The 14,197-nt window shown below is 62.2% G+C and carries 11 protein-coding genes and 1 tRNA gene; 5 read left to right on the forward strand and 7 right to left on the reverse strand.

From position 1 onward, the window contains the following. Window positions 1-147 precede the first annotated feature (147 nt). From C8N35_RS24370 to C8N35_RS12260, 3 genes are all read right to left on the reverse strand, one after another. A complete protein-coding gene (locus C8N35_RS24370) occupies window positions 148-924 on the reverse strand; it encodes a PopZ family protein (RefSeq protein WP_107990003.1) in 777 nt (258 codons plus the stop codon). Between the two features lie 302 nt (window positions 925-1,226). Continuing rightward, on the reverse strand, window positions 1,227-2,597 hold the full coding sequence (locus tag C8N35_RS12255; RefSeq protein WP_245926769.1) for a TolC family outer membrane protein: 1,371 nt from the start codon (window positions 2,595-2,597) through the stop codon (window positions 1,227-1,229). A 325-nt stretch (window positions 2,598-2,922) separates the two neighbouring features. Further along, window positions 2,923-3,594 carry a protein-L-isoaspartate O-methyltransferase family protein gene (locus C8N35_RS12260; protein ID WP_107990005.1) on the reverse strand — a complete coding sequence of 224 codons (672 nt, stop codon included), beginning with the start codon at window positions 3,592-3,594 and terminating at the stop codon, window positions 2,923-2,925. 298 nt (window positions 3,595-3,892) lie between these two features. Between C8N35_RS12260 and C8N35_RS12265 the strand changes: the two genes are divergently transcribed. From C8N35_RS12265 to C8N35_RS12280, 4 genes are all read left to right on the forward strand, one after another. After that, window positions 3,893-3,966 (forward strand) — tRNA-Cys (locus C8N35_RS12265). Between the two features lie 576 nt (window positions 3,967-4,542). Further along, window positions 4,543-5,556 carry a threonine-phosphate decarboxylase CobD gene (gene cobD / locus C8N35_RS12270; RefSeq protein ID WP_107990006.1) on the forward strand — a complete coding sequence of 338 codons (1,014 nt, stop codon included), beginning with the start codon at window positions 4,543-4,545 and terminating at the stop codon, window positions 5,554-5,556. 17 nt (window positions 5,557-5,573) lie between these two features. Next, window positions 5,574-6,548: an adenosylcobinamide-phosphate synthase CbiB gene (gene cbiB / locus C8N35_RS12275; RefSeq protein WP_107990007.1), complete on the forward strand. Its 975-nt coding sequence runs from the start codon at window positions 5,574-5,576 to the stop codon at window positions 6,546-6,548. Window positions 6,549-6,573: 25 nt separating this feature from the next. Beyond that, entirely contained in the window at window positions 6,574-7,203 is a 630-nt protein-coding gene (locus C8N35_RS12280) for a DUF938 domain-containing protein (protein ID WP_107990008.1), read from the forward strand. A 14-nt stretch (window positions 7,204-7,217) separates the two neighbouring features. Here the strand turns inward: C8N35_RS12280 and C8N35_RS12285 are convergent, their stop codons facing one another. Beyond that, window positions 7,218-8,687 carry a cobyric acid synthase gene (locus C8N35_RS12285; RefSeq protein ID WP_107990009.1) on the reverse strand — a complete coding sequence of 490 codons (1,470 nt, stop codon included), beginning with the start codon at window positions 8,685-8,687 and terminating at the stop codon, window positions 7,218-7,220. Further along, complete coding sequence (locus C8N35_RS12290; RefSeq protein WP_107990010.1) at window positions 8,684-8,956, reverse strand: YrhK family protein; 273 nt, start codon at window positions 8,954-8,956, stop codon at window positions 8,684-8,686. Before C8N35_RS12290 ends, C8N35_RS12285 begins: the two co-directional genes overlap by 4 nt. Before the next feature lie 329 nt (window positions 8,957-9,285). Here C8N35_RS12290 and C8N35_RS12295 point away from each other — a divergent pair, with 329 nt between their 5' ends. After that, window positions 9,286-9,609 carry a hypothetical protein gene (locus C8N35_RS12295; protein ID WP_107990011.1) on the forward strand — a complete coding sequence of 108 codons (324 nt, stop codon included), beginning with the start codon at window positions 9,286-9,288 and terminating at the stop codon, window positions 9,607-9,609. Between the two features lie 74 nt (window positions 9,610-9,683). Here the strand turns inward: C8N35_RS12295 and cobO are convergent, their stop codons facing one another. Both cobO and cobN read right to left on the reverse strand, forming a co-directional pair. After that, a complete protein-coding gene (cobO, locus tag C8N35_RS12300; protein WP_107990012.1) occupies window positions 9,684-10,310 on the reverse strand; it encodes a cob(I)yrinic acid a,c-diamide adenosyltransferase in 627 nt (208 codons plus the stop codon). 10 nt (window positions 10,311-10,320) lie between these two features. Continuing rightward, on the reverse strand, window positions 10,321-14,163 hold the full coding sequence (gene cobN / locus C8N35_RS12305; RefSeq protein WP_107990013.1) for a cobaltochelatase subunit CobN: 3,843 nt from the start codon (window positions 14,161-14,163) through the stop codon (window positions 10,321-10,323). Between the last annotated feature and the right edge of the window lie 34 nt (window positions 14,164-14,197).

Genomic DNA, 14,197 nt, shown 5'->3' on the forward strand with positions numbered 1-14,197 from the left:
TGACCACGCCAATGGTTCAAGCATGGAGGTCTCTCACCTATATTGTAGAACTCGTCCAGTCCTCCACCGTAGGTGGAGGTTTATCTAGGATGTAATGAAAACGCCGCCCAGCCGGGCGGCGCTTGGAATGCTCAATCGGCAGAGGGTTCAGCGGCCACGGGTCACGCGTTCGATTTCCTGACGTACCATCCGCTCAACCATGGTGGGAAGATTATCGTCCAGCCACCCCTTGATCATCGGCCGCAACATCTCGCGCACCAGCTCATCAAGGGTCCGCGAATTGGCCGCGAGAACGGTATTGGAAAGACTGGCGAAGGCGGAATGCACCGTCGTATCGGTGTTGTCCGACATCAGCCGATCTTCAGGAGAGAGAGACCCTATATCGTCGCGAACCGGTTTGTAGTCGTAAGAGGGTTTTGCCGCCGCTTCGGCCTTGCGTGCGGGAGGTTCCTCTTCCACGCCGGCATCGTCAGCGCCATCACTCTCGGAAACAAAGGCGAGATCCCCCGACTCCGTATCTTCCGGCAAACCCTCCACCATGTCCGGAGCCTCGTCGGTCTCCTCCATGGCAAGATCTTCGGTCAGCTCCAGAACGTTGTCGCCGCCGTTTTCCTCTTCATCGGCTTCATCTTCGACAGCGTCCTCGGCCATCGCCGCCGCCATGTCGAAATCGTCTTCGGACGCGTCCTCTTCCTCAGAGGCCGGCTCGTCCATATCCGGCTCATCGACATCGAAGCCACCGCCATCGCTGTCGAAAAGCTTGTCCAAGTCATCCTGCGACAAATCAGCCGACATATCCGGCTCTTCCACTTCGGCGTTGGCCTCAGAATTGTCCTGTGGCGCGTCATCATCGGAGATAATCCGGCGAATCGACGCCAGGATTTCCTCCATCGAGGGTTCCTGCGCCTGCCCCGCTTTCGCCATTTCACCCCTCACAAACCGGTTCTAGCAGGATCGCACGCCTGGACATGGCCGTCCGGCTCTACGCAATCATACTGCGTTAACTGACCAAGCCGAACCGCAACGCTTAACTCAAGCCACGATTCGCATTGGTTCGACTATAACGCTTCTTTAACCAGTTCGGAAATTCCGGTCTTTGCTATTGGGATTTTCCCCCGGTTAAGCAAGAAACCGCGGCCATAGCCTGCACACGATCATCGTTATTCTTGCCCCGTTTCAGGAGCATTGAACCGGACAAGGCAGGCCTTGGCGCCCGCGTTGACTTGCTAGCGTCCATCCGGAGTGCGCAGACCGAACCACTTGTCGCGAACGGCTTCATAATGCTCGCGCGGCCTGTACGCGACGACCCTGAGGTTCAGGTCATCCGCCGTCAGCCGTCCGACGGCAGCAACCAGAGAGAAGGCGGCAACCACACTGTCGCGCTGCGCGGTGACAAGTGTCGACTTGGCATCGATGAGTTCGTTCTGGGCGTTCAGCACATCAAGTGTCGTCTGCTGCCCAACGCGCTGTTCCTCGATGACGCCATTCAGCGCGAGCTGAGCAGCATCGACCTGTGCGCGACCCGCGTTCACAGAAGCCTCCGCGGCCTGGTAGCTTCCCCAGGCTGCGACGATCGAGGCACGAACGCTGTCACGGGCGGAATCAAGCAGGATTCGCGCACTGCCCAGCTCTTCCTTCGCCTGACGTACCTGCGAGGAAACAAGCCCGCCCTGATAAAGGGGCACTGAAACCCGTCCGACCACGGAGGCGCTGTCGGTATAGTCGAGATTGCTCGTGGAGGAAGGATTCCAGGAACGACCGACATTGCCCTCAACGGTGACCGTGGGCAGCATGTTGCCTTCCAGAACCTTCACGTTGTACTGCGCGGCATCGATATTGAACTGCGAGGCGATGATGTCGGGATGATGCCCGGCCCCTTGGGAGAGCGCCGACTTCAAATCATGCGGCAGCATTGCACGGATGTTGGTACGCGGCACGATCCGGCCAGGCTCCACGCCGACGACCTGCCGGAAAACGGCACGATCGGCATTCAGGTTGGCACGGGCGAGATTGAGCTGCGACTGGGCAGCCGCCAACCGAGCGTCGGCCTGGGCAATATCGGTGCGCGTACCCTCACCTACCTCGAACCGGTCCTTTGCCGCACGAACCTGTTCGCCCAGGAACTTGATGTTCGACCGGTTGAGCGAAACGATCGCCGTATCGCGAATGACATTCATATAGGACTGCGCGGCCGAAAGCAGGACGTTCTGCTCCGTCGATCGCAGCGATGCGCGCTGGGCCTTGACCAGAGACTCTGCCTGACGGGTGCTGTTGACCGTTCGAAAACCGCGGAAGATCGATTGCTGGATCTGCAGCCCGACGGTGGCCGTATTGTAGTAGAGCTCACCGCCCGGCCTGGAGCTGAATGTCGTATGCTGTGCGCTGAGATTGGCGAAGATCTGCGGCCGCCAGCCCGAAAGCGCTTGAGACACACTTTCATCGGTGGCGCGCAACTGCGCTCGCGCCGCATTCAACGACGGATTGTTCGAGTAGGCCATCGCCAGCGCATCGCTGATCGATTGAGCCTGCACATTCGCCGCCATGAACAGCACGGTGGACGCCGTCGCCAGGGCAACGACCGAAGAACGAATAGTCACTAAGCCACGCCTCATTGTCGCACGCCCCACTTCGTCCCACCTCACTGTCGCAAGGAATGGCACAGAAAACATGACACTGTCATTATCCGGAGAGGTTACCGCGCTCCTGTTACGCTACGGTAATCACTCCGCCGCAGGGCGCGACTTTTTTCCCTATTGGTAAAACAGATTAGGCTGCGGGCCGGCCGAGTTGAACCCTTGCTTGGAACGGATATTACGAAAAAGGAAGGATGCGGCGAAAGAGCAACAGCAACATGCGCAGCCAAAGGGGATTTCACACCGAGTGTAGGACCGCGGCATGAGAGCCGCGGCCATTCCCACAAAGTCAGAATGCGAACTCGGGAGCCTTGGCGAATTCCTGAAGCGTCGGAACACAAGCGTTGAAGGCAGGTCGCACGCTCACCTTGCCATCGGAACTCGTTGCCAGGATCGCCTCTGCGGACCCTCCCCGGCCCTTGACGCAGACAAGCCGGCCGCCGTCCTTCATCTGGCTCGTGAGAGCTTCGGGAATTTCGTCGACAGCCCCTTCGATCAGGATGACATCGAAGGGACCTTCCGAGGCCAGCCCCTTGGTCGGATCGCCTGCGACGATCGCGGCGTTGTCGATGCCTTGCTCGACCAGCGTCTCGCTCGCGGCGTGCGCAAGCGCCTCGTCCCCTTCAACACCGACGACGGAATTGGCGATCCGCGCCAGAACCGCTGTCGCATAGGCGGAAGCGCATCCAACCACCAGCACGATGTCCGTATCGTCGATATCCGCGAGCTGAACCAGCTTGCCGAATACCTGAGCGGCGATGAGATAACGTGCCGGCCCCGTTTCGTTCGCAGCCTTAACCTCGATATCGCGGTCGCTGTAAGCGAAAGGCCGCTTGGCCTTGGGCACGAACAGTTCTCGCGGAACCGTACCCATGGCATCAAGGATGCGATAATCGGTGATATCGCGGGTGCGAAGCTGGTTGTCCACCATACGGCGGCGCATATCCTTGAATTCGCCCATGCCGACCTGTCCTGTCCGCTACGTTTTCCGTGCCGCTTCCTTAGCTCTCCTCGCAGCCCGTGACAAGCGTTGCCCTGCCACGACGTCGCACCAAAGGTTTATCGAAGGTGCATTCCACGTCTTGAAAGCGCGCCCGTAGGAGGAATGAACGGCCGCGGTTCGGCGGGTCGGACATGGGGATCACCGCTACCCCCAATTTAGTTGCGCGCCCCCATTGTCGCCGATCAATAGCTCTGCTAATCAACCGATCGCTGCTGCCATCTCGCTTTTTGGCGATGACTTTGGCAGGCGGCATTGAGGCCACGTGGCGGAGTGGTGACGCAACGGATTGCAAATCCGTGTACCCCGGTTCGATTCCGGGCGTGGCCTCCAACTTCTCATTTTTCAACCCACCTGTTCCAACCGCCTGAAACCACCTGTCAGGCGGTCGAGGACCCTTGCGGCACAAAGGGACCAACGTGACGATGGCTGACGCGGTTCGTTGCCCGACAGCCCTCGTCGCCTTCGGGTGCTTACCGGATCGCCCTAGCACCCGAAGGCGACGAGGCAAGTCAGGCGCAACCGCCAACCTGAGCGGCGATCTTGCGGCAGCAGTGCGGACAGTCTTTTCGTAAACGAATCATTACCACATTCGGAAACCAGAAGTTCTTGGGCGACAACCACCCTTGCCGGGTTCCCATTTTGCAATTCTCGCAGGTGTTCACTACACTCTCCATCGTACTGGCAACGTTCGCGATTTTGCTGCTTGCGAGACGTCCGGGCCGTATCGGACCCGAATCGATCCGGTTCCGTTAATCTCTTTTCAAGCTAATCCTTGCGGCCATTCCGGTCTGTTCGGTCGATCCCGCTCCGAAGATTTCGTTATGGTCGCGCGGCACCGGTGCCACTGCCCTTTGCCCGATTCTGAAACGACCGCAAAAGCGGTCGGAAAGCACATGGACCAACCTCATGAAACATGGTGGGAATCTCGCGTTGGCCGTGGCTCGTTACGGTGGCGTAACAAATGACTGGCTTGACTTGTCGACTGGCATAAATCCGCATGCCTGGGGCGATGGAAGCTACGCGAATTTGCTTGTGGAAAACGACTGGATGCGGTTACCCGATACCACTTCCGGTGAAGCGCTGATCGCGGCCGCACGTACGGCATATGCGGCCTGCGAAACGTTAACGTTTGCGGCGACGCCAGGGACACAGGCCGCGCTGTCGATGCTTGCTCGTCTGGCACCGGCAGGCGACGCCGCAATCGTTTCGCCCACCTATACCGGCCACCGCGAGGCATGGCACGCCGCCGGACGATCCTTGCGTGAGGTCGAAAACCTTGATGAGGCCGGGGATGCGACAACTGTCATCCTCGTGAACCCGAACAATCCGGACGGGCGGGTCCTGTCCGCCGAGACCCTGCTCGCTTTCGCGCGCAAGCTCGCCGCGCGCGGCGGCCTCCTGATCGTCGATGAGGCCTTCGCCGACGTCGCGCCGCAGACAAGCCTCTTGCCGTATCTGCGCGACGAACCGGTCGCGGTGCTTCGCTCCTTCGGGAAGTTTTTCGGCCTAGCGGGCCTTCGCCTCGGTTTCGTTGTCGCCCAATCCCCGCTGGTTCGCGCTGTTGAAGCCAACTTCGGATCGTGGGCAGTCTCTGGCCCCGCGCTCGCCATAGGTCGCGCCGCGCTTTCCGATCAAGACTGGCAGCAGCGGATGCGTGAGCGGCTGGGCAAGGAAGCGGCCGCACTTGACGCGGTTCTGGGAAAGGTCGGTCTTCCCGTCTCCGGCGGAACCGCGCTCTTCCGCCTGCTGGTGCACGCCGATGCCATAACACTTCACGAATCGCTTGCGCGACGGCACATCCTGACCAGACATTTCGACGAGCATCCGACATGGCTCAGAGTGGGCCTGCCCGGCTCGAAGGAAGCACTTGAACGCCTTGCCGAGGCTCTCGCTGCGGCGAGCCCCGTCACAGCAGACTGAGATTAGTCGGCGCACGCATGCTCCTCCCTCCCGATACCCTTGCCGTTCTGGCACTCGCCCTTGCCATTGACGCCATCATCGGCGATCCGCGGCGGATATGGCGCATCCTTCCCCATCCGGTCGTGCTCATCGGCCGGGCGATAGCGTTCATGGAGGCGCGCGCGAACAGGATCGAATACGGCGAGAGGACGCGAAGCGTATCGGGCGCGCTCTGCATTCTCGCGCTGCTTCTTGTGTGCATTGGAACCGGGTTCGCGCTGGAATGGGGGCTTGCGCGGCTTTCCGCGGGTCCGGTTGTGCTGGCCGTTCTCGCGTCGATACTGCTTGCGCAGAACAGTCTCGTCAGCCACGTCGCCGCCGTCGCGCGCGGGCTTGGAGAGAGCCTGGCAAGCGGGCGCGCCGCCGTTTCCATGATCGTCGGCCGAGATCCTTCGGTGCTGGACGAGGCAGCAGTTGCAAGAGCGGCTATCGAATCTGATGCGGAGAATTTCTCAGACGGGCTCGTTGCCCCTGCCTTCTGGTTCGCAGTGGCTGGCTTGCCCGGAATTCTCGCCTACAAGGCGCTCAACACGGCCGACTCCATGATCGGCCACAAGTCCGAACGCTACCGGGCCTTCGGGCAAGCGGCGGCGCGGCTGGATGACCTCGCGAACTACGTGCCGGCCCGGATCGCCGGCTTGCTGATCGTGATTGCCGCTTCCGCGGGCGGGGGCTCGCCCGGACGCGCCTTGCGCGTCATGATACGCGATGCCCGCCGCCTCGCCTCGCCCAATGCGGGCTTTCCGGAAGCCGCCATGGCCGGCGCATTGAACCGCGCCCTGGCCGGCCCACGCCACTATGCGGACGGCATCGTAGAGGGCGAGTGGCTGAACGAAGGAGCACCGGCCGATGCGAAGGCGACAGACATCCATCGGGCGGTGAAGATCACATGGGGGGCGTGGACCGTTCTTTTCGCCATGACCGCTACGGCGGCAGCCATCATAACGTTCTGAGGCATCACGTTCTGAGGGGAGAAACATGCCGCAAAATACCGACCGCGTCCCGGGCACGGGCAACCTGCCCCCGTTCTCGCAGGCGGCGGAGAACAACAAGGGGCCTATCGGCGACGTACTGCGGGACGTCTTTGCCAATGCATGCTCCGTTCTCGAGATCGCAAGCGGCACGGGCCAGCACGCGAACCACATGGCTCGTATGATGCCGCATCTCACCTGGCAACCGAGCGATCTGAGCGAAAACATGCCGGGGCTTGCAGCACGTCACGCGCTGGACGCGCCGCCCAACCTGCTGCCACCGATCGAGCTGGATATCTCCCGCCATCCATGGCCCGTAGCCCGGGTTGACGCGATCTTTGCGGCAAACTGCCTCCACATCGTGTCCTGGCCGCTGGTGAAGGCCTTCTTCGCCGGCGCCGGTCAGACGCTGGCCACCGGCGGGACACTCGCCGTCTATGGCCCCTTCAAATATGGCGGAGCCTTCACGACTGAAAGCAACCGCGACTTCGACACCTTCCTGCGCGCCCGCGATCCTCAGGCGGGCATTCGTGACATCGAGGCCGTAGACGAACTTGCCAGGGAACGGGGGCTCACGCTTGAGCGCGATTGCGCGCTGCCGGCAAACAATCAGCTGGTCGTTTGGCGGCGATCCTGACCACCATCACGGCGTCATCGCGCCCGGGCGAGGGCGAGCAGGGCATCGAGATCCACTGCTTTTTCGAGATGATCGGCGAGCGCCTCCAGTGCGCTCTCCACCCGGTTCTCGTAACCCAGCCCGGACATTCCCCCGAGAGCTTCCAGAAACGAGGAGCGGAAATCGTCTGAGCCGAAGAGGCCATGCAGATACGTGCCCATCACCAGGGCATCGGACGACATGGCGCCATCCATCCGTCCGCCGATCTCAACAAATGGCCGCTCGCAGTCGGCGCCTTGCGTCTGGCCGAGGTGGATCTCGTAACCTGACACGGCCGCCCCCGTGGGCATGTGCCGACCTTCGGCAAGGGTGAGCGTCTTGTCGCCGCCAAGCCTTGTCTCGACATCGAGAAGCCCAAGCCCCTCGACAGTCCCCGGCCCGCCTTCCAGACCGAGCGGATCGGCAATCGTGCGGCCGAGCATCTGATATCCGCCGCACAAACCGAGCACCGCCCCGCCGCGCCGCCGGTGGGCCGCAAGGTCGATATCCCAGCCTTGCGCACGCAGAAAGGCTAGGTCGGCGATCGTCGATTTGGAGCCGGGCAACAGGACAAGGTCGGCATCGCCGGGGAGCGGCTCTCCTGCCCTGACCAGCCGCAGATCCACGCCCGGCTCCATCCGCAAGGGATCGAGATCATCGAAATTCGCGATCCTGCCCATGATCGGAACAGCGATCTTCACCGCGCGCACGGCCTCGTCCGGTGCCGGTCCCTCGGCCAGCCCCAGGACGTCTTCGGCGGGCAGGTCTGCGGCTTGGTCGAACCAAGGAACGGTGCCCAGCGCGCGCCATCCGGTGCGTCGCGCGATTTCCGCCTCTCCCTCACAAAATAATGAAACATCTCCACGGAACCGATTGATCATGAAGCCTTTAACGCGGCTACACTCTGCCTCATCAAGCACACAATGCGTTCCGACCAGCGAGGCGATCACCCCGCCGCGATCGATATCGCCGACAAGGATGACAGGAACATCGGCGGCTTCGGCAAAGCCCATGTTGGCGATGTCGCCCGCGCGCAGATTGGTCTCCGCCGGGCTTCCCGCACCTTCCACCAGCACGATATCGGCATCCGCCTCGATCACGGCGAAGCTTTCGAGCACCTTCGCCAGCAGCTCGCTTTTCTGCCGTCCGTAATCGCGGGCCCTGAGCGTTGCAACCCGCACGCCCTGCACGATCACCTGTGCCCCCGTGTCGGTTTCAGGCTTCAGCAGAACGGGATTCATGTGGACCGTAGCCGGAACCCGTGCCGCCTTGGCCTGCAATGCCTGCGCCCGCCCGATCTCCCCTCCATCCGCCGTCACGGCGGCATTATTGGACATGTTCTGCGGCTTGAACGGCATCACCTTCAGACCGCGCCGCGTGAGCGCACGCGCCAGGCCCGCCACGATCAGGCTCTTGCCAACATTCGATCCCGTACCCTGGATCATGAGAGCGGGGGTTCGGGTCATTCCTTGGTGCCATCTCCGCAGGGCAAGGTGACCAGATGGATTTCCATCGCCAGCCGCACCGCCGGCCGCACGGCAAAGAGCACCGAGCCCACGACGAACAGCCACGTGCCCAGGTATTTGAGCGAATTGTAGAAAAAGAACACGCTGCCGACGATGAAAGCGAGCGCGGCAGCAAACTCCACGGCCGTTCTGGCAATTTCATAGCGTGTTGTCGTTCGTGCATGAGCACGTGTACGCGTTCTGTTTTCATGGTTGAAAAGGGTTGCCACGCATCCTCCGTAAACTCGACGCGGTCCATTTCTCAGGACTGGAAATTTCTAATACAGGACAGCAAGGCCAAATCTGCCTCAAGGGTCTCGCAGACCCAACGAATTCGGCTCGGCATCTTTGACAAGGCGATCCGGTTCATCCCCGATTTTTTCCATAAGTGTCCAACTCGTCCACTCCTTCGGCCTTGATCCACCTGAATCAAAAAGCTAGAGGCCTGCCTTCAGGTTCGCACCAGCAACGAAAACGAATGTCCGCTTCGTAATCCCTCCCACGGGAAAACAGCCCCTCCGGCTGACTGGCTGCGAAATCGATCCAACGGAGAAAAACCTTGTTCATCATCTGGTCCGGCTGGGGCATCTGTACCCTGGCCATCGGCTTTCTCGGCGCCTTCATCGCCGCCCTCCTGGGCCGGGCGCTCGGCTTCCCCGCGGCCATCGCCATCGGTTTCGGTATCGCCGCTCTTGGCAACTACTTCCTTGCCCGCTGGCGCAACGATCCCTCCCGCCAACGCGAACTCGTCGATCCGCAAAGCGGCGAAACCGTTGTGCTGAAAGACCGTTCCACGTTGTTCTTCATCCCCATCGCCGCATGGACCTACATAGTCCTGGCCCTGCTGGTCGTCATGGAAGTGATGATGCTTCTGGGAAGCTGAGAACACATCGTTCGTCGCCATCACCCGTACCGGAGGATGGCGGCGACGACGCACTGTCTCTGCATATTCCCGCTTCAATACTCGATCCCGATCTGCGGCTTCACGCCGGAGCGGAACGGATGCTTGATCTGCGTCATCTCGGTGACGAGGTCGGCGATCTCGATCAGTTCGTCCTTGGCGTTGCGCCCGGTGATGACGACATGGACATCATCCGGTTTCTCGTCGCGCAGGAAGTCGACCACCTCCCCGATCGGCACGTAGTCGTAGCGCAGCACGATGTTGAGCTCGTCAAGCAGCACGATGCTGTGCTCACGCGAAGAGATCAGTTCCTTCGCCGTCTCCCATGCCTGACGCGCGGCGGCGATGTCGCGCTGCCTGTTCTGGGTCTCCCAGGTAAATCCCTCGCCCATGCGCCTGATCGTTACCTGATCGGAGAACTTCTCCAGCGCCATCCGCTCGCCGGTCTCGATGCGCCCCTTCACGAACTGGACCACAGCCACCTTCATGCCGTGACCGAGCGCACGGAAGATCATGCCGAAACCGGCAGTCGACTTGCCCTTGCCCTTGCCGGTGTGGACGATCAGAAGCCCCTTCTCGATCGTCTTGGTCGCCATGATCTTGTCGCGGGCGGCCTTCTTTTTTTTCATCTTCTCGGCGTGACGGGCATCGAGTTCCGCCTCGCTCATGTCCTGCTTCGCCATGGCCGTCTCCTCAGGCGTTTTCCTCTGCCGGCTGTGCAAGCCGGCTCAAATGATCATAGGCGCTGTTGAGCCGCGGCCGCCACAGACCGCGTTCGATCGCATCGCGCAGACGCTCCGCAATCTCCGAAAGCGCCGCCGGATTTTTCTCGGCAATGAAGTCACGCACCACATCGTCTTCCAGATAGGCCGTGTAGAGCTGATCGAAATGATGGTCCTTCACTGCGTGCGTGGTCGCCGCGAAGGCGTAGAGATAATCGACGGTGGCGGCGATCTCGAACGCCCCCTTGTAGCCGTGCCGCATGACACCGGTGATCCACTTCGGGTTCGCCGCACGCCCACGTACGACGCGCGCGATTTCCTCTTCCAGCGTGCGGACGACCGGGCGTTCGGGCCTCGAATGGTCATTGTGGAAGACGCGAGGCGCTTCGCCCTTCAACGTTTCCACCGTTGCCGCAAGCCCGCCCTCGAATTGGTAGTAATCATCTGAATCGAGAAGATCGTGCTCGCGGTTGTCCTGATTGTGCACCACCGCATCGGTCGCCCGTAGCCGGGTCTCGAGTTCCGCCCGCGCACAAGCACCTTCGGCCCCGCCACCATAGGCATAGGCGCCCCAGGTCAGATAGGCGTCGGCGAAATCGCCACGCTCATCCCAGATCCCCTCGTCGACAAGCGCCTGCAGTCCGGCGCCGTAGGCCCCCGGCATCGATCCAAACACCCGGAAGGAAGCACGCCGGCGCGCCGCATCGCGTGCGATCCCCTCGCCTTCCAGCCGCCGCGCCTCCGCACCCACCCGGGCCGCTAGCGGATTTGCATCTTCCGGCTCGCTCAGTTCGGACACCGCGCGCACGGCACTGTCGAAGAGGTCGATCTGATGCGGGAAGGCATCGCGGAAGAAACCGGAGATGCGGAGCGTCACGTCGATACGCGGGCGGCCAAGCTGCGAGAGCGGAACGACCTCGAACCCAGTGACCCGGCCCGAGCCCGGCTCCCAAACCGGCGACACCCCGATCAGTGCCAGAGCCTGCGCGATGTCATCGCCGCCAGTGCGCATGTTCGACGTGCCCCACGCGGTAAGCGCGATGGCGGAGGGCCATTCGCCCTCCTCTTCGAAATAGCGCTCCGCCAGCCGCTCGGCCGAAAGCCGGCCAAGCCGCCAGGCCAGTTCGCTCGGCACGGCGCGCACATCGACAGAGAAGAAATTGCGGCCCGTCGGCAGCACATCCGGTCGCCCGCGCGTCGGTGCGCCCGAAGGTCCCGGCGCGACGAACCTGCCATCGAGCCCGCAAAGCAAGGCAGCTAACTCCGCGTCTCCAGAGACTTCGACGGATTTCTTGAGGCGGCTCACAATCGACGTCAAAACGGATGTTGTAAGACACCCGTAACTTTTTGACTTGTCAGGATTTTCGATAAGATCGGCCGCCGCCATCTCGATCCGCTCCACGGTATCGCCGGCCGTGCGCCATGGATTGTCGCAGCATTGCGCGAGCAATTCCGGTTTGGGGCCGTCCCACGGCGCGGCCATATCGCAGTCCAGTGGATCGAAGCGCCTCTTGCAGACCTTGGCCCTGCCATCCACCGCTCCCGCTCGGGGCGAGGATGAAATGTGGCGATCGCCCGCAGGCCCGTTCATCAGCCCGAGGTCCGCCGCTATCGCGCGGTGCAGGCTGCCCTCGTCTTCGGCTGATCCGCGTGGGACACGAGCAAGCGCGACGAGCAGATCGCGCAGCTGGACGCCTTGCGGCGCAAAACCCAGTACATGCAGACCGTCACGGATTTGCAGTTCCTTCAGATCGCACAAGTGCGCATCGATCCGGGTCAGCCGGTCGGCGCGCTCCATGTCGCGTGTGATCCCGACATCGACATCAAGGCCATTGCGGGCGGCAAGATCGAAGATCGCCTCTTCCAGCGCCTCCATTCGACGCGGATCGATACCGGAAGCGAGGTAATATTCGTCAAGCAGGCTTTCCATCTCCACGGCCACGCCGTGGCTTTCCGCTCGCGTCATCGGCGGCGTCAGATGATCGATAATGACGGAGGAAAGCCGGCGCTTGGCCTGAGAGCCCTCGCCAGGATCATTGACGATGAAGGGATAAAGGTTCGGAACAGGCCCGAGCACGGCTTCCGGATAACAGTCTTGCGAAAGTGCGAGTGCCTTGCCCGGAAGCCATTCCAGATTGCCGTGCTTGCCGACATGCACCACAGCATCGATACCGAATTCCTCGCGCAGCCACAGGTAGGTCGCGAAATAGAAGTGCGGCGGTACCAGGTCCGGCGCGTGATAGGTTTCTTTGGGATCGATATTGTATCCACGTGCCGGCTGGATGGCGACAACGGCTGCTCCGTAACGATGAACCGCAAGCCGGAAGGCTCCGTCGACCACGAAGGGGTCGGCCTCCGGCACGCCCCATCGCTCGATGACGGCTTTGCGCACGGTCTCCGGCAATCGTGCGAACAGCTCCGCGTATCGCCCGAGCTCGAGGAGTTCTCCCCCGGCGCGGCCGGGCTTCGGCGCATTGGTCGGCCCCGCAGCGATCTCCGCCATAAGCGCATCCGAATCCGTCGGAACCGATCGGACCGCGTATCCCGCACCTTCCATCGCCTTCAGGATCGCGACCGTGGAGGCAGGCGTGTCGAGCCCGACCCCGTTGGCAATGCGCCCGTCCTTGTTGGGATAGTTGGCGAGAAGCAGAGCGACCTTTCGTTGCGCAGGCGATTTGCGCCCCAGTTTCGCCCAGTTCCCCGCCAGTTCCGCGACGAAACGGACACGGTCCGTTTTGGGAGCGAAACGAACGGGTGTGCTTTGTGTCCGCGCGTCCTGTTCACCCGCCTCCTTGAAAGAGACGGCGCGTGTGAAGAGCCGCCCGTCGAGTTCGGGCAGCACCACATGCATGGCGAGATCGCGGATGGAAAGGCCGCGCTCGCTCTCGCGCCAGCCGTCCTCGCTGGACGAGGAAAAGACCACCTGAAGCACCGGCCGCCCTGGGGCATCGAGCACTGTCGATCGGAATCCGCCTGCCGCCGATGAGAGCGCGAAGGCGGTCGCATTCAGGACAATATCGGGCGGCGTCTGCGAAAACAGCCCGGCCAGCACGGCCGCTGACGAAGCTTCCTTCAGGCTGGCGACGAATACGGGCATGGCGTTGACGCCCGCCGTGTTCAGTTCCTCGATGAGGCTGGCCACGGGCGCAGTCGCCGCGCCTTGCACCAGTGCGCGATAGAAGACGATCGCCGCCGCCGGGCGTGCCGCATCGCTCCAGCGCGCTTTCACATCATCGAGTGTCGGAGACGGCATGTCCGGCCACCAGAGGCCCGCACGCGGAAGCGGGCGCGGAAGGGGAGGCTCTCCTCCCTCCCCGATCAGATGGCCGGCATAGCGAAGCGCATGGCGAAGGTTCTCCGCCCCGCCTTCCACGCAGTAGCGCCAGAGCCTTTCGGCAATCTCGGGGGAGACGGTCGAATGGGCCGCAAGCGTTTCGTCCCATTTGTCATCGCCGGCGACCACGATGAGTTTGAAACCGTTCGCGCGCGCCGCCTCCCCCAACCGCTCCAGCCCATAGGGCCAGTACCCCTTGCCACCCAGAAGCCGCACGAAGACGAGCCGCGCGTGCGAAATCGTCTTCTCCACGTAAAGATCAACCGAATAGGGGTGGCCAAGCGCCATCAGGCTGGCGAGCCGCACCGATGCTTCCAGCCCGCCCCGGGACACTGCCCCAAGAGCCTCCACAGCCCCCGCAAAGCCCGCAAGCTCCGTATCGGCGGCGGAAAGCACAACGATATCGCCCGGTGACTGACCGAGATCCACCGCGCTTTCACCATCATCGATGCGTCGCGCCTGGCTGACCGGAATGTGCATGGTTTGGAAAGCTCGCCTTTCGTGAAAGGGCCCG

Source organism: Breoghania corrubedonensis (genome assembly GCF_003053845.1).
GTDB lineage: Bacteria > Pseudomonadota > Alphaproteobacteria > Rhizobiales > Stappiaceae > Breoghania > Breoghania corrubedonensis.

What these genes read in the sequence shown, in the direction of transcription:
- C8N35_RS24370 (WP_107990003.1), bottom strand. Translation starts at nt 924, where the DNA reads ATGGCGAAAGCGGGGCAGGCGCAGGAACCCTCGATGGAGGAAATCCTG.
- C8N35_RS12260 (WP_107990005.1), bottom strand. Translation starts at nt 3,594, where the DNA reads ATGGGCGAATTCAAGGATATGCGCCGCCGTATGGTGGACAACCAGCTT.
- cobD (WP_107990006.1), top strand. Translation starts at nt 4,543, where the DNA reads ATGAAACATGGTGGGAATCTCGCGTTGGCCGTGGCTCGTTACGGTGGC.
- cbiB (WP_107990007.1), top strand. Translation starts at nt 5,574, where the DNA reads ATGCTCCTCCCTCCCGATACCCTTGCCGTTCTGGCACTCGCCCTTGCC.
- C8N35_RS12280 (WP_107990008.1), top strand. Translation starts at nt 6,574, where the DNA reads ATGCCGCAAAATACCGACCGCGTCCCGGGCACGGGCAACCTGCCCCCG.
- C8N35_RS12285 (WP_107990009.1), bottom strand. Translation starts at nt 8,687, where the DNA reads ATGACCCGAACCCCCGCTCTCATGATCCAGGGTACGGGATCGAATGTT.
- cobO (WP_107990012.1), bottom strand. Translation starts at nt 10,310, where the DNA reads ATGGCGAAGCAGGACATGAGCGAGGCGGAACTCGATGCCCGTCACGCC.
- cobN (WP_107990013.1), bottom strand. Translation starts at nt 14,163, where the DNA reads ATGCACATTCCGGTCAGCCAGGCGCGACGCATCGATGATGGTGAAAGC.